Raw genomic sequence first — 19,585 nt, 5'->3', positions numbered from 1 at the left:
TTTAAAAAAAAGCGCGGGCTTCAAGCCCGCGCAAATCCTTTCCCGAAACAGCAAGCCTTACTTGAACTTCGCCGTAATCGTCAAGCCATCGGTAATCGTTGCACGGCAGGTTTCCGGCTTGCCTTCCACAGCGGTGCAGCCAGACCAGCTATCGAATACGGATCCGCCAGACGGCACAGCAGTCAGTTCAATATCGTTTCCGCTAAAGAACTTACCCGAGTACTTCGTAGAAGTGGCCGTGCTTCCCGGAAGGTTCATCCCTTCCATCAGCACCTGGCCGCTACCGTTCGAAGAAATCGACACCGTGACCATGTCATGGACCTTGAATTCGCTCTGGTACTGTTCCTTGATTATACGGTCGCGCTCTTCAGCCCATTCCCTAATGCTCGAGTTGGAAACCGTGAACGAGCCGTAACCGCGGTCCGTCTGTCCGTTTTCCTTAAGGTCCCTGTCTGCTTCGGCTTCATCGATGGAACCGGCCATCTTCGAGCGGACACTTTCAATCACATCGGCATTCAGGTATTTATGAAGCATCACAGAAGAATGGTTGATGAACAGGCGCTTGAAATCGGAGTTCTTGATCAGGCGCGTGTAGAGCACATGGAAGCAATGAGCCTTGTCACCCTTGAAATCCTTTTCGCTACCCGTGTAGCACTTTCCGCTGGAACGTCCACCCTGCTTGACCCAGTCAAACATGTTCGTGCTCTGCTCGAAGCCCTGTACGTTCCACTTCCAGTCAAATCCGTGGTCCAGGTCGTAGACCATGAACTTCCAGTTCTGACCAGGAGCTTTCCAGACACGCACGTTGTTGTTCGGCCAGTCACCGTTATGGATATAAATTTCGGCGGCCATGTAGTCCGCAAAGTTGCCGACATCCATCATCGTCTTGATATAGGCGTAGTTTTCGTCAGCCCTCTGCTTCGCCACTTCGGAGCTATCTTCAGTCTTACCGAAGTCGTTGTTGGCGGCATATTCAAGCATGGCAATGTATTCATCGGGAGAACCGTTGCTTGCCGTGACCGTCTCGGTAAGGTGCTTCAGCATCGTCACGGTCGAAGCATCAATACCGTAGTTCGACTCGATATAGTTCTTGTTGAAGCGTTCGCGCATGTCGTGAATGCCGAAGTACTTGCCGTTGTAGTACACCACTACCTGACGGCTACGCTGGTAGTCAATACCGCTCCCTTCGAGGATGGCCCCACCGAGTGCGTCGGCAAAGTAGTCGCTCACGAAACGGTTACCATTGTTGCGGAGGTTGAATCCCTTGTACTTGTCGTCGTCCTTTTTGCGGGTATCGAACAGCGAGTAGTGCAGCCAGCCATCCTGGTATTCCTCGCGCATCACGACAGCGACAGACTTCTTGCGTTCAAGGCGGCTGTAGTTACCCATCATCGAGATGCCGGCATCGATTTCCCAGGTATTGGACGAGGAATTGCTGCCTTTATCAAAGTATTCCACATGCACGGGGTACTCGACATCCTCGTACAGGCCTGCAGGAGCCGATTCCGGATTATCCGCATTCGTGCGACCGGCCTCCGGCTGGATGTAGTGCTTGTTGAAGAATTCAGGATCCACGCTGATAGCGACAACCGGCATACGGACCGACTGGTTGATAAAGAACGTCTTGGTCACCACTTCCTTGGAAAGCGTTCCTTCCTTGAATACGGCACAGCGGAACGAAGTGCTGTTCGTGAAGGTTATCGGGCTATTGAATTCCTGGGAATTCGCCGTCGGGACAGAACCATCCTGCGTGCAGCGGAGCTTGACTCCGGACGGCAGCGACGGCGGGTTGATAGTCACCTGGTCATTGAAGAAGCCACCCTTTATCTGGCTCAGGTCGAGAGAGGGAGCCATGGCATCGTAGGCCTTGGAATTCGTGTTCGGCGCTTCCGGAGTCGGCTTGTCAAAGTACTTCCAGACACCGCCATCCGTAATACCCCAGCTCACGTCACCCGAACTGATTGCAGGATACTCGACCGAGTCACGGATACCGTACTGATCGTCAATCAGGAATACCTTGCCGCCATCCTTCTCAATCTTCCAGTTCGTATGGAGGCGCGGATGCTTCCCATCGGAATCGCCACCGTTAGCGATCTCGACAACATTCTTCTTGTCGCAGAAGATGACGCGGAAAGACTTCGAGGCAATAATCTCGTCACCAAAGACCCACTTACGCGGCTTCTCGCGGCTTTCGACAAGAGAATAACCCTTCAGGTTCGCCGATTCACTGCCGGCATTGTAAATTTCGACCCACGCCGGATCCTCACCGTTTTCGTCGAGCCAGCTCAGGTTAAGCGGAGAGATTTCGGTTATCACGAGAGCGGAATTGCCGACCCAGTAAGCGACCGAATCCTTGGGCTTACGGACATGAATCGTGTCGTAAACCGTATCGCCATTAACAATCTTGCGAATGGTATCAATATCAGTTTCGGAAGAACTCGAAACACCCGGTTCTCCACCGCTGGAATTACCACCACCGTTAGAACCTGCAGATTCTATGGGAGGGACAATGGGACCAGTAGATTCCCCATCAGAACAGGCGTACAATCCAAGAAGCAACGACGCGACAGCGAAGATCCGGACAAAGTTTTTTCGACGCATAGAACTGCCTATAAAAGAATTGACAATAACGGGACCCCACAGTCCCATCCGAACCCAATCAAAACATCCAACCTTAAATTTAGAAGAATTTGAGCAAAAAACAAAATATTTTCGGTAATATTCTATTTACCCTTGACAAACATCACGTTTTCTTCTATCTTTGGCTTACCAAATGGTTCTGTAGCTCAGTTGGTAGAGCAGTGGACTGAAAATCCGCGTGTCGTTGGTTCAACTCCAATCGGAACCACGAAGCCCCCGACGAAAGTCGGGGGTTTTCATTTTTCCAGAAAAGAAATCTCTCCGAAAGAAAAACGGAACCCTTTATCCCGGGTTCCGTAAAGTTTTCACAACACAGGCGCGCTTGCTAAACAGCGGCGGCCTCGAACTTCGCACGAGCCTGCCTGAAACACTCGAAGATATCGTCCCAGTGTTCCACGAGCACGTCCACCAGTTCCGGTTGGAACTGGAACCCACGCTGCTTGATGAATTCTTCCTTGACCTTTTCCTCGGGCCACGCGGGCTTGTAGCACCTCGGGCTCGAGAGGGCGTCCAGCACATCGGCTACAGCGCAAATACGGCCCGCCAGCGGGATTTCCTCGCCCTTTAGTCCACGCGGGTAGCCCTTGCCGTCCCAGCGTTCGTGGTGGGAACCGGCAAGCAATGCCGAAAACTTCAAAAGATCGCGCTTGGACTTGAGGAGAATTTCCTCGCCCTTGATGGCGTGGGACTTCATCACCTCGTATTCATCGTCGGTAAAACGGCCCGGCTTGTTCAGGATAGCGTCGGGAATACCCACCTTACCCAAATCGTGCATCGGGGCAGCAAGCTTGATGCGTTGAGCCTCCATTTCGGGAAGCCCGTAATACTGCGCCAACTTGTAGGAGATTTCGGCCACGCGCTGGATATGGTCACCCGTCTCGCGACTTCTGGATTCGGAAACATCACCCAGGATATGAATCAGTTCTTCCTGTGTGGCTTCGAGTTCGTCCTTGGAGTCCTCGACCGCCGACGTGAGGCGCGCCGATTCCACTGTCTTTGCGGAATAGACTGCCGTAAGCGAAAGCCTTTCGAGGTCCTGACTAGAGAAAATCTTCTGGTCACCCTGCTTGTTTATGGCCTGGAACACGCCCATCACCTTGCCCTGCGAATCGAACAGCGGCACAGTCATCACCGAAGTCGTGCGGTAGTGCGTCTTCTCGTCGCTCCTATGGTCGAACCTAGGGTCAAGGTAGGCATCATCGATAAGCAGCGGCTCTCCGTTCTTCACGGACCAGCCGACAAAGCCGGCGGCAATCGGAATGCGAAGCTGGCTCACCCCATGAGCGACCTTCGTCCACAGTTCCCCATGTTCCTCATCGGTAAGCCACAGGGAACAGCGATCCGCCATAACAATGGAGCGCCCCATATCGGCCATAAGCACGAGCAGGTTATCCATCTTCCTTTCGGCAGCAATCTTGGGCATGTACGAGAACAGAAGGTCCAGGACCCGCTTGTTCTCCATCACTATATTATCGGACATGTTCTCCATGCTGAAAAATTAGTTAATAATTGCTTACGGCAATGCCACCGGGGAAAAACCAATTGACGAATGTCCTTTAGTTTTTTATTCTTTGCGCTGATTTTGGAGGAATAGGCTAATTGGTAAGTCAGCGGTCTTGAAAACCGCCGCCGTAAGGCTTGGGGGTTCGAGTCCCTCTTCCTCCGCTAAGAGCTCCCCCAGGGAGCTTTTTTATTTTCCTTTCCACATAAATCACACGTTCCACTCCATCTTGCAGTCCGCGACAAAGTCCATCGTCGCCGTGACAGGCTCGTCGTAAAGTAGCGTGCAGACCTTCGTATCGAGCGGGAAATCGCGCCCGAATGCCGAAATACACGACGATGTTGTCGCGCCGGTCGTGAACACGTCGTCGACAACGAACACCGTACCACGGCGAGGCAGTTCGCGCGGCAACCTGCGTTCAAACGCACCGGCCACATTCCACTCCCGCTCCTCGCGCGAAAGTTTTGTCTGTGAAACCCTGAATTCCCTGCGCGCAAGCCAGTTGCACACACGGCCTCCCGTAACGGTCGCTAATGCGGCAGCAATCCTCTGCGCCTGATTGTAGCCACGCTCCCTGTACCTTGAACTGTGGAGCGGAACCGGGACAAAGTAGTAAGGCCTTGCCAGTAGCGCAATCGACTGCGCCACGCCGCCTTCGCCTACGGCAGAGGAATGACGCACCAAATACGACGCCATCCCCGAGAGGCCCTTGTACTTGAGCGCATGTATGAGCCTGCGCGTAAGCGGGCGCATCGGGAATAGACTCATGGCATCTGGGCCAGGGAACGAGTATTCCCGCGACTCGCGCAAAAGTTCCTCCCTGCACGCAGGGCAAAGCCACGGATCGAGCCGTTCGGAAACACTACCGCATCCGAGGCACTCCATGCCAAATAGAAATCCAGAACAACGACGGATAAATTCCATAGCGAAACCGTCCTCCTATACATAAATACGGTTTCGCGCAGGATTTAAGCCAAATTGATACTTTTTTTATTGACGGCGGCCCTGGTAGCGCATGCAGAGAAGCCCGCCCACGAGAACCATGCAGGTAAGCGCGAACGAACCGCCATACGAAAGGAACGGGAGCGGAAGCCCGGTCACGGGCATGAGCCCGACCGTCATCGCGATATTCACGATAATGTGGAACAGGAATATCGTGCAGGCGCCCATGGTAATGAGCGTTATGAACGGGTCGGCAAAAAGCTTGCAGGTCGAGCTGGCACGCCACAGGAATAGCGCGTAGAGCACGAGGATAAAGAAGCACCCGACAAATCCGAACTGCTCGCCCAGCACGCTGAAAATGAAGTCCGTGTGTTCCTCGGGCAGGAACGCGAGATTCGTCTGCGAGCCCTGACCGAAACCCTTTCCGGTAAGGCCACCCGAGCCAATCGCAGTAAGCGACTGCAGCACCTGATAGCCATCGCCCAGCGGGTCACTCATCGGGTCAAGGAACGTATTCACGCGCTTCTGCTGGTGCGGTTCCAGCATGTTCCATACCATCGAGCTTGCGTAACCGGCAAGGATGTTCATCGCAAGGAAAAGGATGGTCAGCACCTTTGGCAGTCTGCGGCGCATCAGCGCCACCACCACCGCACAGATCAGGAGCCCCCACAGCACCTGGAATATCAGCGCCTGCGAATGCGAGAACAGGACCGAAAGCACCGGGCTTGCAAGCAAGAACATGTCGGTAAGCGTAAGGCCCGCAAAGAAGAACCCCACAAGCGTCACCGCGATGAACACGAGCGCCGTACTCAGGTCGGGCTGTTTCAGCACGAGCGCAAAAGGCACGATGAACAGGAGGAACGGCACGACAAATGTCTTCACCTTGTAAAGACTCACCGGATGGTTCGAAAGCCAGTACGATATCGTGAGCAGGTAGGCAATTTTTGCGAACTCTGACGGCTGCAACTTGAATATGCCGAGGTCAATCCACCGGCCGGCACCCTTCGTCACGTCACCCACAGAAGAAAGCACCACACAGAGAAGCACGAGCGACAAAATATACAGCGGGGCAGAGATGCGCTTGAGCCAGTCAATCTTCAGGAACACGATACCCACGGCAATCAGGCAGCCGCTCGCGAAATAGACAATCTGCTTGAACCAGAAGGACTCGTAGAAAACGCTTTCCGAGTTCGCCGTGGCCGAATACACAAGGCTCACGCCACAGACCATGAGCGCAAGCGTCACGGCCAAAAAGAGCCAGTCCACCTTCAGGGTCTTATCGAGGAATCTACCGGAAATCATTTCTTTTCCTCCTCTTCGAGCCCGAAATAAGCCATCAGGACCTTGCGCGCGATGGGGGCGGCTTTCGCACCACCGCCGCCCGCGGCCTCGAGAATCACGGCTACAGCAATTTCAGGTTCATAGAGGGGCGCCACAGCCGCATACCACGCATGCGTCTTCTCGCCCTTCTTCCATTCACCGGAACCCGTCTTCGCGCCCACACGTATCCCGGGCAATGCGCCGCGCTTCCCGGTTCCGCCCGGGTGGTTCACCACGGAATCCATCGCCGCAAGGAGCACCCTATGCGTCGAGGGTTTCATCGTTCCCTGGCGGACAATCTCCGGCTCATACCGGCGGACAACATTCCCCTGCTTGTCACGCAGTTCCTTCATAAAGTGCGGCCTGTAGACGCCCTTGTTTGTCGCAAGCGACCCGACAAATACCGCCTGCTGGAGCGGCGTCACCAGCTGGCCCTGACCGATGGAGAGGTTCAGGATAAGGCCTCTCGCCCAGCGCCACCCCAGGCGCTTGTTCCTCTGGTTGAACGACACGGAATCCGGAAGCCAGCCGCCCTTCTCGCCGGGAATGTCCACGCCGAGCGGCTGCTCGCCATAACCGAACCTGCGGGCAAACTCGTTAATGCGATTCATGTCGATCTCGAGGCCCGCCTGATAGAAGAAAACGTCACACGAAAGGCGAAGTGCATGCACCACGTTCAGGTTGCCGTGCACACCCCAGCATTTCTGGTAGCGCGCACCGTACTGGTAGCCACCCGTGCAGGGTTTGGGGTAATACTTCGTTTCCGAGAGGATTCCGCTTTCAAGCCCAGCGCCCGCAGTCGCAAGCTTGAATACCGAAGCAGGCGTGTACGTTCCGGAAATAGCACGGTTCGTAAGCGGGCGCATGGAGTCAAGCGCCACCTGCGCCCATCCCTTGTTACGCTCGCGCTTCTTGAGCGAGAAAATGTTCGGGTCGAGTCTCGGAGAACTCACCATCGCAAGGATCTCGCCGTTCCTCGGGTCAATCGCCACAAGCGCACCCTTCACGCTATCCGCAATCGCCTCCTCGGCGACCTTCTGCAACTTGAGGTCAATTGTCGATATCAAGTGGAGTCCCGGCTCGGGCGACATGCTCTCCACGCCCTTCACCTGCCCCACTTCGCGGCCCGACGCATTCACTTCCACGAGCTTCATGCCATTCTTGCCACGGAACTCGGTATCGTACCCTTGCTCGAGTCCCTTCTGGCCAATGCGGTCGCCCTGCGTATACGCAGCGAACTCGGGCTTCTTCAACTGCTCTTCCGAAATCTCGCTCGTATAGCCAAGCACATGCGACGCAAGCGTACCGTAAGGGTACTCGCGCCTAGACTCAATCAAGGTGACAACACCAGGTAGTTCCGAAGAATGCTCTTCGATAATCGAGACCTGTTCCGGCGATGCGTCTTCTAGAATGCGGATGGGGCGGTTCTTTATCCAACGCGTACGCTGGAACGCCGTATCGAGCGACAGGGAATCGAAAAGGCGACTGCCATCCTTGTCCTTGATGTTCAGGAGCCTGTCGAAAACAATCTTGCGCACGGAATCCTTGCGCGGCAGGTGCATCGCCTGCAGGGCAATCTGGTACGAGGGACGGTTGCGCACAAGGACTTCGCCATTGCGGTCATAGATAAAGCCACGTTCCGCCATCACCACCACACGGCGCAGGCGGTTGTTTTCCGAGCGCTGGAGGTTCTCGTCGTAATGCGTATACTGCAGGGAATAGAGGCGCACCAGGAGTATCGTGAAAAAGATAATCACGGCCGCCATGAAAACCAGCACATGCCAGTTTCTCGTCTGGACGCCTTCGTTATCGAAAACTTTAAACATGCTTCCTTTTCTTCCCGATGGACAAGTGGAATACGACAGCACCCACGACCATGGTATACGCACATTCCGGAAGCGTCTTGGAGAAGAACAGATTCGTCACCACATCCTTCTCGAGACCCGTGAGGAAGAAATAAAGCATATCGCAGAGGAAGAACCCAAATCCGAGAACGCCAACCTTCGCGGGCATGTTCAGCGTGAGGAATCTTTCTTCGAGCTGGCCCACAAGGAACCCGAGAACCGTATACGAAATCATGTTGGCGCCAAGCCATTCCACAGGGGCATAGATATCCTGCGTAAAGCCCGCAAGGAATCCCCACAGCACACCGGCCGCAGGCCCATACGTGATAGCGATGGAGACAATCATGATTACAACAAAATCAGGACCGGCACCAAAAATGGAAAGCCACTGCGCGACAGTCGTCTGCATCGCAAAGCAGAGGAGGAACAGCAACAGCATGCGAACCCATTTCCAATTATTGCTCATCGAGTAACTCCTGGATTATCCATTCGGGTTCTTTCTCCATCACGAACACTTCTTCGAGCGCCGTAAATTCCTGGAACGGGACAACGTCCATCTGGCGCATCACATCGAGATCCGACTTGCGCACCGCCTTCACCGTGCCTACCGGGATTCCCTTGGGGAATATGCCACCCAGGCCCGAAGTGATGAGTGTGTCACCCACTTCTACACCGGCATGCGAAGGAATCATCGCCGTAAGCAAATGGCCATCTACAGATTCAAGGAAGCCCACCACACGCGACTTACGTTCGAGCACAGACAACTTAAGATTCGGGTCGACTAGAAGTTGCACACGCGAATGCGTGCTTGTCGCCTTCGTGATCTTACCGACAAGCCCATTCATCGAGAACACGGGCATGTTCTCCTTCACACCCTGCATGGTACCGCGGTTGATAACCAGAGTCGTGAGGAACCTTCCAGGATTGTGACCCACCACGCGTGCTGTCACAATCGGGTAATCCCACTTGTCGTCAAACCGGACCAACGTGTGCAGTCGAGTCAGTTCCTGCAAGCCCTCGCTCGCGTAATACGTCTCCTGACGCAGGCGCGCATTCTCTTCCTTGAGGTGTTCGTTCTCAGCCGCCACAGAACGGAACGAGCTTACAGAAGCCACAACCAACTGTGCCGGATAGAACACCGTACCGAGCGCCGTAGAGACGATGCTATCGTGCACGGTCTGCGGTGCCTGGCGGATAAGAATGCCGAGCAACAGAAAGAAGACAAAGGCAACAATGCCATGTCTCTGGGTAAACAGGTCTACAATGAAACGGAAAGCCCTGAGCATCGGACCCTGTACGCACTCCTTAGTTAGAAGAAGCGATCAATACGGGGCGATACTTGTCCAAGTCTTCGAGAATGCGGGCAGCGCCCTTGCAAACGCACACCAGGGCCTCGTCGATGACGTTCACGGAAAGTCCCGTTTCCTTGCGGATACGTTCGTCGAACCCGCGCAGCTGGGAACCGCCGCCCGTCATGATAATGCCCTTGTCGTAGATGTCCGCAGAAAGTTCAGCAGGCGTGATGCTCAAGGCCTGCTTTACGGCCTCGATAATGGCGGTAACAGGCTCGTTCAGGGCCTCGCGGATTTCCGTGCTCGAAATCGTCATCGTGCGCGGCATGCCGGCGATAAAGTCGTGGCCCTTCACTTCCATCGAAAGTTCTTCTTCGAGCGGGCTTGCGGAACCAATCTGGATCTTGATTTGTTCGGCAGTGCTTTCGCCCACATGGAGGTTGTACATCGTGCGCAGGTAACGCACAATGGCTTCGTCCATCTCGTCGCCGCCCACGCGCACAGAGGCGTTACAGACGGTGCCGTTCAGGGCGATAACCGCGATATCCGACGTACCGCCGCCGATATCCACAATCATGTTACCCACAGGGTCTTCGACCGGGATGCCCATACCGACTGCAGCAGCCATCGGTTCATGCACCAGGTGCACTTCCTTGGCGCCAGCCTGGCGGGCAGCATCGATAACAGCACGCTTTTCCACTTCAGTAATGCCGCTCGGCACGCCCACGACCACGCGGGGCTTCACAATCCACAGCGGGTACTTCTGCACGCGCTTGATAAATGTCTGGAGCAGGGTTTCCACCAGTTCAAAATCAGCAATCACGCCATCGCGCATCGGGCGCACGGCACGGGTCTCGCCCGGAGTCCTACCGAGCATCTTCTTCGCTTCGAATCCGATTGCCGACACCCGGTTGTTCTTGCTGTCCACGGCGATCACCGTGGGTTCGTTAATGACAATGCCCTGGCCTGCCACGTGAACGAGCGTGTTCGCCGTACCCAGGTCGATACCGATATCACAGGAGAAAAGTCCGAACAAAATATTTCCTTTGAAAAGGTGAAATCTAACAGTGGAAAATATAAAACATTTTTATTTCGCTGTCGCTGTCCGCTCTAGCGAATCCTGCCCGTATTTCAGCGCCTTGTAGTAGCGGTCCCACTGGCGTGCATGAGCGTTGTAGCGGTACTTGCGCTTCTCGTGCATCTGGATGTCCTGGTAAATGAAGAAGTCCACCTCGGCGTATGCCGAATAGACGGCGGCCGTGTCACCCGCGAAAAGTCTGAAATCCTTTACCCGGTAGTAAGGGGTATCGAGGATTCCACTCCTGTCGCCGGAGGCATGTATCGTCTGGGCGACAATGAACTTAAGGTCTTCCTGGACATATGCATTTAGTTTATTCTCTATCCGTTCCGTTCTTTCAGAACAACCTAACAAAAAAAGAGCCAAGGTCAAAAGGATTGTGTATCTCATGCGGATAAAGATAGTTATCGCCACAACAAAAAAAAGAATGCCCTCCGGTTGGAGAGCATTCCTCAAGAGTCTTGTTCTAGCAGAACTAGAAGGAATAAGTCGCAGAGATTCTGGAGAACATGCGGCCTTCGCCCTGGAACGGGTTCCTGAAGAGGAGGTCTTCGGCAACCGTCACGTCGATCTTCAGCTTTTCTTCGATGTTGATGCCGAAGCCAAAGCCCACGTGGTCGTCGGCCGTGCCATCAGCAAGCGGGTTCGTGCTGAAGAAGTTGCCGTCGTCCGTGCAAATGCCGAACTTGCCCTTGTTCTTGTCGTTCTGATTACAATCGGTGTAGAGGATGGACTTCTGGCCACCCACGCGGATCACGAACCAGTCCCACCAGATATTGCGTTCGATACCGAAGCTGATCATGCCGCCGATGTCGCGACGCTTGTCCCATGCCGGATCGTCGTTATCCTGGGAGTTGTAGATGGTTTCGCCGGTCTTGTAGTTGACCGTCCAGTCGTGAGCCTTCGTCTGGTCCCAGATGAAGTCTGCGCCCAACCAGAAGAAGCCGCGGTCAAGGGCGACGTTGATGCCGACACCGACCTGGGCGTGCTTGTTATCGATGCCCGGGGCCTCGATGAACTTAGCGGACACCGCGGGTACCAGTTCGCCGTCGATGGCTTCGAGAGTGAAGAAGGCGCGGGACTTCGCGATGAAGCTGAAGTCGCCATCATCGAAGAAGTTCTTGTGGTCCGGGCCAAACTGGATACGGGCGAGGGCGAAAGAGAATTCGAAGTCGATGTTGCTGCCGAACTGCATGTTCAAGCCTGCATCAGCCTGCACGATAGAGGCGTAGGCGTTCTCGTCAACTTGGTACGTGCCACTCGGAGTCTCGTAGCCACCATCCTGGTGAGCGATGTAGATATGCAAGCCCCAGGCGTCACCGTTAGAAAGCGTACCACCGAGGAAGCCGTCGAAGTTCGTCACGGTCTCGGGAACCAGGGATGTGTCGCGGACGTTTTCGCCAACAACGCGGGTCGGCAGGAAGCGAGCGAGATCGGTATTGATACGGCCGAAGAGGCCACCGATGGAGAGACGCGGATCCGGATTATTTTCGTCGCCGAGCGAGATGGAGAAGATGCCGCCGAAGTTCGGGTGCATCGGATCCTGGTTCTCGCCAGTCTTAACATTCTGCGTGTAAGGTCCGAATTCACCGATGAGGTAGTTCGGATAGAGGTTGATGTTTGCGGCGTTGTCAAAAATGCTCACATCATCCATGATGTACGTGGTATTTTTGCCCATGGATTCGATACGGGCGAAGGTAGCAAATGCAGAACCTACCCCGAGAATGCCAAAAGCAGTGCCAACGGCAATTGCTGATCTCAACTTCATTTGAGGACTCCTATTAAAAATTCTGTTATAAAGTTAGATTAAAAAAAGCAAAAACGCAACAGAAAAATGAAAAAAAGGCCATGCTTTTGTAAGCATGACCTTTTTCAACAACAGAGCTACGATTATTCAGAGAAGGTGAACGGAATCGTAACGGTCGTGTTACCGGATTTCACCTTGCTGAACGTCCAGTTACCGACGGCGCTCTTGATCTGAGCATCAAACTCGCCGTAGCCGGTCGTGGAAGAAGCAATGGAAATACTGATAACTTCACCGCCCGGAGCGATCGTGAACTTCAGGGTAACCTTACCCTGGAATCCCGGTTTCTTCTTCAAGAACTTGTTGTAGATGTGACGGAGACCCGGAGTACGCTGACGGACAACCTTCATGATGTCCGCTGCGGAACGGGAACCACCACCTGCGCCCATGTCGATATCACGGGCAGACGGGGTCTTGATGTTACCCTTGGCCTTGGTAGAGATACCGCCACCGCCGCCACCGAAGAGGCCTGCGAGGCCGTCACCGATACCACCGGCACCGCCTTCGGCGTAACCTTCGTTGAAGCCACCATCAGCCTTACCGCGACGGCCACCGAGAACAGTCTTACCCGTCGTCTGGAGACCAGCCACGTCCTTGAGCACCTTATCGATGTCCTTGGTGAACTTCTGGTTCTTCATGAGGTCGTAAGCAGCAGCACTAGCAGTCTTGGTCTGTGCAGTGAGGAGCTTCAACACACCACGAGTCTGCGGAGCGTTGGGCTGCCCCTTACCGCGCGGCTTACCGCCACCACCAGCCTTCTTACGAGGCTTCTTGGGCTCTTCCTTCTTCTTCTCTTCTTTCTTTTCTTCCTTCTTCTCGTCCATAGACATCTGGGCGGTAAGGTCCGGGCCTTCAGAAGAATCGAAGATCACTTCGTCCACCACCATTTCGTAGGTGGAAGCCCAGAAGGAAAGAGCGAGAGCGACAAGGACGGATGCACCAGCGATGGTGGCCATCTTCTTGTCGGATTCAGGCATAAGAGCCGCAACTAACGGATCTACAGGAGTATTTTTCTTAGCCATAGATTATTCCTCCCCTCCGTTCTTTTCGAGAACGGCAAAGGAAACGTTAGTATAACCGCTCATCTTCTCGTAGCCAGTTTCGCCTTCGGAAGAAGTGCAGGACGGCACACCGGCGATACCGCAGGTAGCCATCACCTTATACATGGCGTCGTAAGGGATGCTCTTGTCGATCTGGACAACAACGCTACCGGCTTCGTCGGCAGGCTGGCCCTGGCGCAAGTGCTGGTCCACTTCGGCCTTACGTTTCCCATAAAGGGTAGTGAGAACAGGCTGAACACAGAGATCTTCCTGAGCAAGCACGTCCGGAGTCGGCACGACTTTCTCATTGTCGACCACCACGTATTCCTTATCGATCACGACCGTCAGAGAAACTTCTGTCGGCTGGACCTTGGACGTGGAGACCGGAAGAATCAGGTTTTCGGCCTGGGTCAAGAGCTGACCTTCAGCGTCCATGTTCTTGATCATGAACACCAGGATGATGGTCATCATGTCCATCATGGAGGTGATTGAGAACGGGACGTCGTCAGCGTATTTACGAGTTCTTCTAGCCATGATTAACCTCCCAACTTTGCAAGGTTGATCTTGCTGAAGCCCGCTTCCTTAGAACGGTCCATGAGCTGGATGATCTTGTCGAACTGGGTATCATCGTTAGCAACGATGATGATGTTGTCGACGTCTTCCAGGTCGATGAACTGCGTATGGATAGCGATCAAATCCTTTGCGATCAGATCGTATGCAGAAAGCGGGTAAATAAGGTTCTTCGCTGCCACGTCCGGTTTGAGCGTGCGAGCGGAGTTCGGGGTAAGGGTAGCGAGAGCCGTACCTGCAGCAGGCTTCTTGAGAGCCGGCGGCGGAGTGAGGCCCATGGCGCCTTCACCCGGGAGAGCGAGGAAGTTGTTGTTGCCGTCAACATAGGCACTGTCGGCGACAGGTTCTTCCGGGGTGCCCCCGTTCGAGTAGAGAGCCCAGATCACGCGACCCGGATCTTCTTCAGACTCTTTCTGGATAGCCCAGAGTTCGATAGCCTCGATTTCATAGAGATACTTCTCTTTATCCATCTCGGTACCGTCCTTGCACTTCGGGCCATGTCCACTTTCAACTGTAGCCTTGACATCCTCAACGGCATGAGTGATAAGCTTGGCATCGGACTTGCAGCGGAACGTCCACATTTCCTTGAAATAGACGTTCGGCTGGAAACCGCCACGCGCACCGATCACGAGGTATTCGCTAGTGATGGCGAGTGACAGGTTCAATGCCTGCTCATCCGGCGGAGGAGTTTCATCGTTCGGGTTGATCATACTGCGCTCGGGCAGGTTCACCTGAACAATTGCCAGCTTGGAGAAAGCAGCCATGGAGAGAAGCATAGGAATCAGAATAGTGAACAAGCCCATCGCCGGCAACAGGTCCGGTTCTTCAGGCTTTGCTGGTTTCTTGATTTCTTTTGCCATTTTTTAAAACTCCATTTAAAGACTAAACTCTCTGAGTTATTAGACGAGGGAGTTGATAATCTTGAGGCCCTTTTCTTCCATTTCCTGGATGAGGCGTTCGGAGTTCATGTTGAGGAAGCCCACAATGACCAGGAGAGGCACTGCGGAGAGAAGTCCTTCAAGCGTCGTACCCATAGCGATAGCGATACCGTCGGAAAGAGCCTTAGCACGTTCAGAAGCGGGTTTGTTAGCCACGGCGTCGAAGGTGTAGATCAGACCGTAAATCGTACCCATAAGTCCGAGCAACGTAGAGATGGAGGCCATCACGGAAATGAGGGAGATGTAACGAGTCAGACGCGGAGCTTCAGTCAGGAACACAGCATCGCAAGCCGCCTGCATGCCTTCGCGGCCACCGGCACGGTTGGAAACGATAGCAGACATCACGCGAGCAACCGGGAGGTTGGTAGCGTTGGCGAGGCTCAGAGCCTGGTCAAACTGCTGAGAAGAGATGAGCTTGCCGAAATCAGCGAGGAACTTGGCGCGGCCCTTGGAGCTCTTCACCAGGATGTAAATGATACGTTCGATAGAGATGCCCAGGCCGATGATGAACACGGCCAAGATGATCCACATGAACTGCCAACCATCGGATTCAGGGCTGAAGGATTGAAGCATTTTAGACATTAGAGTACTCCTTTAGAGTGTTGTTTTTGTGTTTGTTTTTGAAATCTTTGTTCATATTTATCTTTTTTTCGGCGTTTTTGGAGGGTTCTAGGGGTAAAACTTTATTTACTGCCACTAAAACCCGTCTAAAACCCCGAATAATAGAGGGGAACCCATGAACGAGGTTCCCCGTAAAATAGTTTTTACCGCTATTTCTTCTTACCTTTCTTCTTGCCAGCCTTCTTCTTGGCCGGGGCAGCCGGAGCGGCTTCCGGTTCAGGTTCGGACTCGGACATAGAAGGTTCGGGCTCGGAGGCTGCAGACACACCGGAAGCGAGCTGCTTCTGGAGGTCAGCAAGTTCGGCACGGAGCTTTTCAGCTTCAGCCTTAGCATCCTTGATGATTTCGCGGAACGTATTGATGCGTTCTTCCGGAGTCATGACTTCAGACTTCGAAATCTGTTCGATACGAGCCTTGGTCTTGAAGTAGGTCGGGTCAGAGAACAGCGTAGACGGGTCAAACTTTTCGATCTTCGTGGCGAGAGCTTCGTTGGCTTCGTCAAGAGACTTCAAGGTTTCGAACAGCTTCGTTGTCCACTGGTTGTCGATGCCGTAGTGAGCAGAGGCCTTGATACCGGTTGCACACTGCGGAACAGCGAGTTCCTTAGCAGCATTCGACTTGTTCTGGAGCTCTTCACGGTAGGCCTCGAGGTCTTCGTGAGCGGCTTCGACAGCGTCAGCCTTCACCATCTCTTCGTAGATGTATTCCTGGACGATGGCGGCAGAGTCCGGAAGCGGAGCATTCGCGAATGCGTCAGCCACTTCGACGAACACGGCGCAGCCCTGGTAGAACATTTCGATGTAGCCTTCTTCAGCCTCGATCACGTCCTTGTTGTAGAAACCCTGGTCGCGAGCAAGGTCGATGTTCTTCTGGAAGATCGGACGAGCCTGTTCGTAGTACGTCGGCAGCTGCTGCACGATGGTAATACGTTCGGCAAACTTCTCTTCTTCCTTCTTGGCGTTCATTTCCTGTTCACGGATCTTGGCAGCCATGGTCACGAAGAGCATACCCATCTTGTTGGTAGCACGGAAGGTCCACTTTTCAGATGCGTAGGCAGCAGACTTGGAGTAGTGACCCATAGCCTTCTGGAGGATGTCCACCAACTGCTTAACAATCTTGGCCTTGTCCTTTTCCTTACCCTTCAAGATAATCGGGTCCATCTTGTGGAATTCGTGTTCACCGATATAGAAGGCGGCTTCAGCCGGGATACCCGGGTCGGCGTTCTTAATCTGGAGACCGAACTTGTCGTAGTTCTTGAGGGTTGCTTCGTAATCAGCAATAGCCTTGTCTTCTTCCTTGAGTTCCATGTAGGCACGGGCTGCACCGATGTAGGCGGCAATCAGCTTTTCCTTGTCTTCCTGGTACATCTTGATGAAGTTGTGGTATTCGGAAGCGGCGAGATCCCACTTCTTGGCGTTTGCGTAGGCCATCGGGATGGAGAACGCAGCGTCGAGAGCGTAGGTGCTCTTCGGGTAGTCGCGGACGAGGTCCTTGGAGCAGCGGATAGCTTCGTCGGTCATCTTGGCTTCGTCGTAGCTCAAGCAGGCGCTGTACAGGAAGCTCGGGGTCTTCTCGTTCTTCGGGTAGCGCTTGTAGGCGAGTTCGTAAGTGACAGCGGCGTTCTTCTTATCCGGAATGGAGTCGTAAACGGAGGCAGCGAAGCCGATAGCCTGGAAGGCCATGGAATCCTGCGGGAAGTTGTTCGTGATGAAGAGGAACGTAGTAGCAGCGAGTTGCGGCTTGTTATCCTTCTTGTAGGCGGAAGCGGCACGGAGCACGCCCTTCACGGTAAGCGGAGAGCTAGCATACTGCTTCGGGAGGATCATGAACGTTTCGGCAGCCTTGGTGTACTGGTTAGCACTTTCGAAGGCGGCAGCGGCTTCGAAGATAGCCTTGTCGGCAATCTCGACCTTCGGGTAACGCTTCACGAGAGCGAGGTAGGCGGCGGCGCCCTTCTCGTACTGGCCATCCTTAACAGCCTTTTCAGCCATCTGGTAGAGCACGAATGCGATAGCCTTTTCGGTTTCCTTGGCCATCGAGTCGTTCTTGGTGGCCTTCACCTGCGTGTACTGCTTCAACAGCCATTCGAATTCGGCAAGGGCCTCATCGAGCTGGTTGGATTCGAGCAAGGACTTAGCAAGCATCTGGCTGATGAGCAAGATGTACTGGTGGTTCGGGTACTTCTGGCGGAGTTCGCGAAGAACCGTAACCGCAGTCTTGAACTGCTTGGCATTGTAATGCACGAGGGCAGCGTTGTAAGAAAGTTCGGCAGCTTCCTTGTTCTGGCCAAACTTCTGCATGTACTTGTCCACCTGGGCGAAGTATGCCTTCGTTTCGGGGAGGCTGTAGGCCTTGATCGTGTCGCCGTTGGCCTTGGTCTTCAAGGCGGCTTCGCGAGCCTGGTCCATCATGAGCACGGCGTTGTACGCAGCTTCTTCCTTCTTCAGGAGGGCAGCGGAACCGAGAGCACGGCGGCCATAGCGGGTCGTATCGGTATCGACGATCCAGTTGAACATCTTGGCGGCGTTCGCGTGCTGGCCCATTTCCTGGTAGGCGGCAGCGAGGTCGATATGAACGGTGTATTCATCCCAAGTCGGTTCGTTCTTGTAACGGTTAAGGAATGCCTCGTAAGCCTTGATAGCTTCGGCATAGCGCTTCTTACCGCCTTCGATATCACCTTCCTTAGTGATCTTGGCAGCCTGCTGGTGATGGTAGTGCGGAATTTCGAGCATAGCGCCGCGGATGGCCTTGTCGGCGTTCGCGACGGATTCCTTATACTTGGTGTTTTTCTTGCGCCAAGAGGAGTTCTTGTCGTAGCGCTTCACCACAACGTAGCGGTACTGCTGGGCTTCATCGAACTTCTGCTGAACGAGCAAGATTTCAATCATGGCAATGTCAGCAAGCGGAGCGTCGATGTAGTCCGGGTTGATCTGCATCAAGCGCTTGAAGGACTGGACAGCTTCTTCGTTACGGTCGTGGTCCTTGTTCTTCATACCGATGCGGTAGTACACGGAATCCTTGAACGGAACCTTCTTATCCTTCAAGAAGGCTTCAGCTTCGGCGACACCACCACCTTCCAAGTCAGAGAAGGAGGCCGCCATGAAGTCCATAGCTTCTGCGCGCAAGTCGTTAGGATATTTACCCTTGTCGGCGCCGATGATATATTCGTAGTACTTATAAGCTGCAGTTTCGTATTCAGCGATGTTGTAGTAGGATTCAGCCAAGTGGTACATGGCGAGAGCCGCTTCCTTACCGGTAAGGTTCTCGAAGCCAGTCACCTTCTTGTAGGCGTTGATAGCGTCGCGGAACTTACGGTTCATGAAGTGGTATTCGGCTATACGGAGCCAAGCCTTCGGAACGAGACCGTCGTTCGGGAAGTTCTTGACCAAGCGGTCACGGAGCTTGAACGCCTTCTCGTCTTCGCCACTAGCTTCCTGCACGGCAGCAGCCTGGTAGAGCACCGCCGGAATCTTCGGAGCCTTCGGATACTTGTCGATGTACTCGAGGAAGTAGCCCAGGGACTTCTGGTGGTCGGCCTTCGGGTACTGGCCGATGTTGGCGCACTTGGCCGGCTTGTTGTCGCGGTCGGCACACCATGCCACGTCTTCTTCGTACTGTCCCTGAATATCCAAGAAGCGCTTCTCTTCGAGCATGAACTGGTAGTGACCCAGCTGCTGGAGAGCACCGGCACAACGGTCGGACTTCTTGCCCTTACAGGTTTCGCCCTTGGCGAGTTTTTCCCACTGTTCGATGGCCTTCACCATGCCGTCTTCGTTGAGGCCGCCAGAGCGGCATGCCTGTTCGGCCTGGTTCTTGAGGACCTTCGCCTGACCCATGCACTGCTTCCTCTGTTCGGAATCCTTCGGCATGGATTTGCACTTTGTGGCCAGTTTCTTGACTTCTGCCGTCTTATCCTTACAAGGGTCAGAGGCAGCAAAGGAAGCTCCAACAAGAGAGCAAACAACTGCACCAATAAGCCAGAAATTTTTCATTTT

The 19,585-nt window shown here is 54.1% G+C and carries 15 protein-coding genes and 2 tRNA genes; 2 read left to right on the top strand and 15 right to left on the bottom strand.

The window, feature by feature from the left end; all coding sequences use genetic code 11:
• Positions 1-57: 57 nt before the first annotated feature.
• Positions 58-2,601, bottom strand: coding sequence for a CotH kinase family protein (locus B7994_RS06440; protein WP_158213095.1), 2,544 nt, complete (start codon positions 2,599-2,601; stop codon positions 58-60).
• 174 nt (positions 2,602-2,775) lie between these two features.
• Between B7994_RS06440 and B7994_RS06435 the strand changes: the two genes are divergently transcribed.
• Positions 2,776-2,848: transfer RNA gene (locus B7994_RS06435), tRNA-Phe, on the top strand.
• Between the two features lie 117 nt (positions 2,849-2,965).
• On the opposite strand, the gene B7994_RS06430 is transcribed toward B7994_RS06435, so the two are convergent.
• Positions 2,966-4,120: an HD domain-containing phosphohydrolase gene (locus tag B7994_RS06430; RefSeq protein WP_233143087.1), complete on the bottom strand. Its 1,155-nt coding sequence runs from the start codon at positions 4,118-4,120 to the stop codon at positions 2,966-2,968.
• Between the two features lie 104 nt (positions 4,121-4,224).
• On the opposite strand from B7994_RS06430, the gene B7994_RS06425 reads away from it, so the two are divergent.
• Positions 4,225-4,305, top strand: a tRNA-Ser gene (locus tag B7994_RS06425).
• A gap of 46 nt (positions 4,306-4,351) precedes the next feature.
• On the opposite strand, the gene B7994_RS06420 is transcribed toward B7994_RS06425, so the two are convergent.
• The 13 genes from B7994_RS06420 to B7994_RS06360 all read right to left on the bottom strand — a co-directional run bounded on the left by B7994_RS06420 (position 4,352) and on the right by B7994_RS06360 (position 19,582).
• Complete coding sequence (locus B7994_RS06420; protein WP_088637645.1) at positions 4,352-5,065, bottom strand: ComF family protein; 714 nt, start codon at positions 5,063-5,065, stop codon at positions 4,352-4,354.
• A 66-nt stretch (positions 5,066-5,131) separates the two neighbouring features.
• Entirely contained in the window at positions 5,132-6,385 is a 1,254-nt protein-coding gene (gene rodA / locus B7994_RS06415) for a rod shape-determining protein RodA (protein WP_088637644.1), read from the bottom strand.
• On the bottom strand, positions 6,382-8,229 hold the full coding sequence (gene mrdA / locus B7994_RS06410) for a penicillin-binding protein 2 (protein ID WP_088637643.1): 1,848 nt from the start codon (positions 8,227-8,229) through the stop codon (positions 6,382-6,384). Before mrdA ends, rodA begins: the two co-directional genes overlap by 4 nt.
• Positions 8,222-8,713, bottom strand: a complete 492-nt coding sequence (mreD, locus tag B7994_RS06405) for a rod shape-determining protein MreD (protein ID WP_088637642.1) — start codon at positions 8,711-8,713, stop codon at positions 8,222-8,224. Before mreD ends, mrdA begins: the two co-directional genes overlap by 8 nt.
• A complete protein-coding gene (gene mreC / locus B7994_RS06400; RefSeq protein WP_088637641.1) occupies positions 8,703-9,533 on the bottom strand; it encodes a rod shape-determining protein MreC in 831 nt (276 codons plus the stop codon). The genes mreD and mreC overlap by 11 nt, the downstream gene beginning before the upstream one ends.
• Positions 9,534-9,552: 19 nt before the next feature.
• Positions 9,553-10,575: a rod shape-determining protein gene (locus B7994_RS06395; protein ID WP_088637640.1), complete on the bottom strand. Its 1,023-nt coding sequence runs from the start codon at positions 10,573-10,575 to the stop codon at positions 9,553-9,555.
• Positions 10,576-10,626: 51 nt separating this feature from the next.
• The gene (locus tag B7994_RS06390; RefSeq protein ID WP_088637800.1) at positions 10,627-11,007 is read right to left on the bottom strand and encodes a hypothetical protein; all 381 of its coding nucleotides are present in this window, start codon (positions 11,005-11,007) and stop codon (positions 10,627-10,629) included.
• 85 nt (positions 11,008-11,092) lie between these two features.
• Entirely contained in the window at positions 11,093-12,385 is a 1,293-nt protein-coding gene (locus tag B7994_RS06385; protein ID WP_088637639.1) for a hypothetical protein, read from the bottom strand.
• Between the two features lie 122 nt (positions 12,386-12,507).
• Entirely contained in the window at positions 12,508-13,443 is a 936-nt protein-coding gene (locus B7994_RS06380) for an AgmX/PglI C-terminal domain-containing protein (protein ID WP_088637638.1), read from the bottom strand.
• Between the two features lie 3 nt (positions 13,444-13,446).
• Entirely contained in the window at positions 13,447-13,995 is a 549-nt protein-coding gene (locus B7994_RS06375; RefSeq protein WP_088637637.1) for a biopolymer transporter ExbD, read from the bottom strand.
• Positions 13,996-13,997: 2 nt separating this feature from the next.
• On the bottom strand, positions 13,998-14,891 hold the full coding sequence (locus tag B7994_RS06370; RefSeq protein WP_088637636.1) for a biopolymer transporter ExbD: 894 nt from the start codon (positions 14,889-14,891) through the stop codon (positions 13,998-14,000).
• 39 nt (positions 14,892-14,930) lie between these two features.
• On the bottom strand, positions 14,931-15,551 hold the full coding sequence (locus B7994_RS06365; protein ID WP_088637635.1) for a MotA/TolQ/ExbB proton channel family protein: 621 nt from the start codon (positions 15,549-15,551) through the stop codon (positions 14,931-14,933).
• Positions 15,552-15,739: 188 nt separating this feature from the next.
• The gene (locus tag B7994_RS06360) at positions 15,740-19,582 is read right to left on the bottom strand and encodes a tetratricopeptide repeat protein (protein ID WP_088637634.1); all 3,843 of its coding nucleotides are present in this window, start codon (positions 19,580-19,582) and stop codon (positions 15,740-15,742) included.
• Between the last annotated feature and the right edge of the window lie 3 nt (positions 19,583-19,585).

The sequence above is a fragment of the Fibrobacter sp. UWR2 genome (assembly GCF_002210285.1).
Taxonomy (GTDB): domain Bacteria; phylum Fibrobacterota; class Fibrobacteria; order Fibrobacterales; family Fibrobacteraceae; genus Fibrobacter.
Note: the sequence above shows the minus strand (reverse complement) of the source record. Positions and strands in the feature narration are given on the sequence as shown.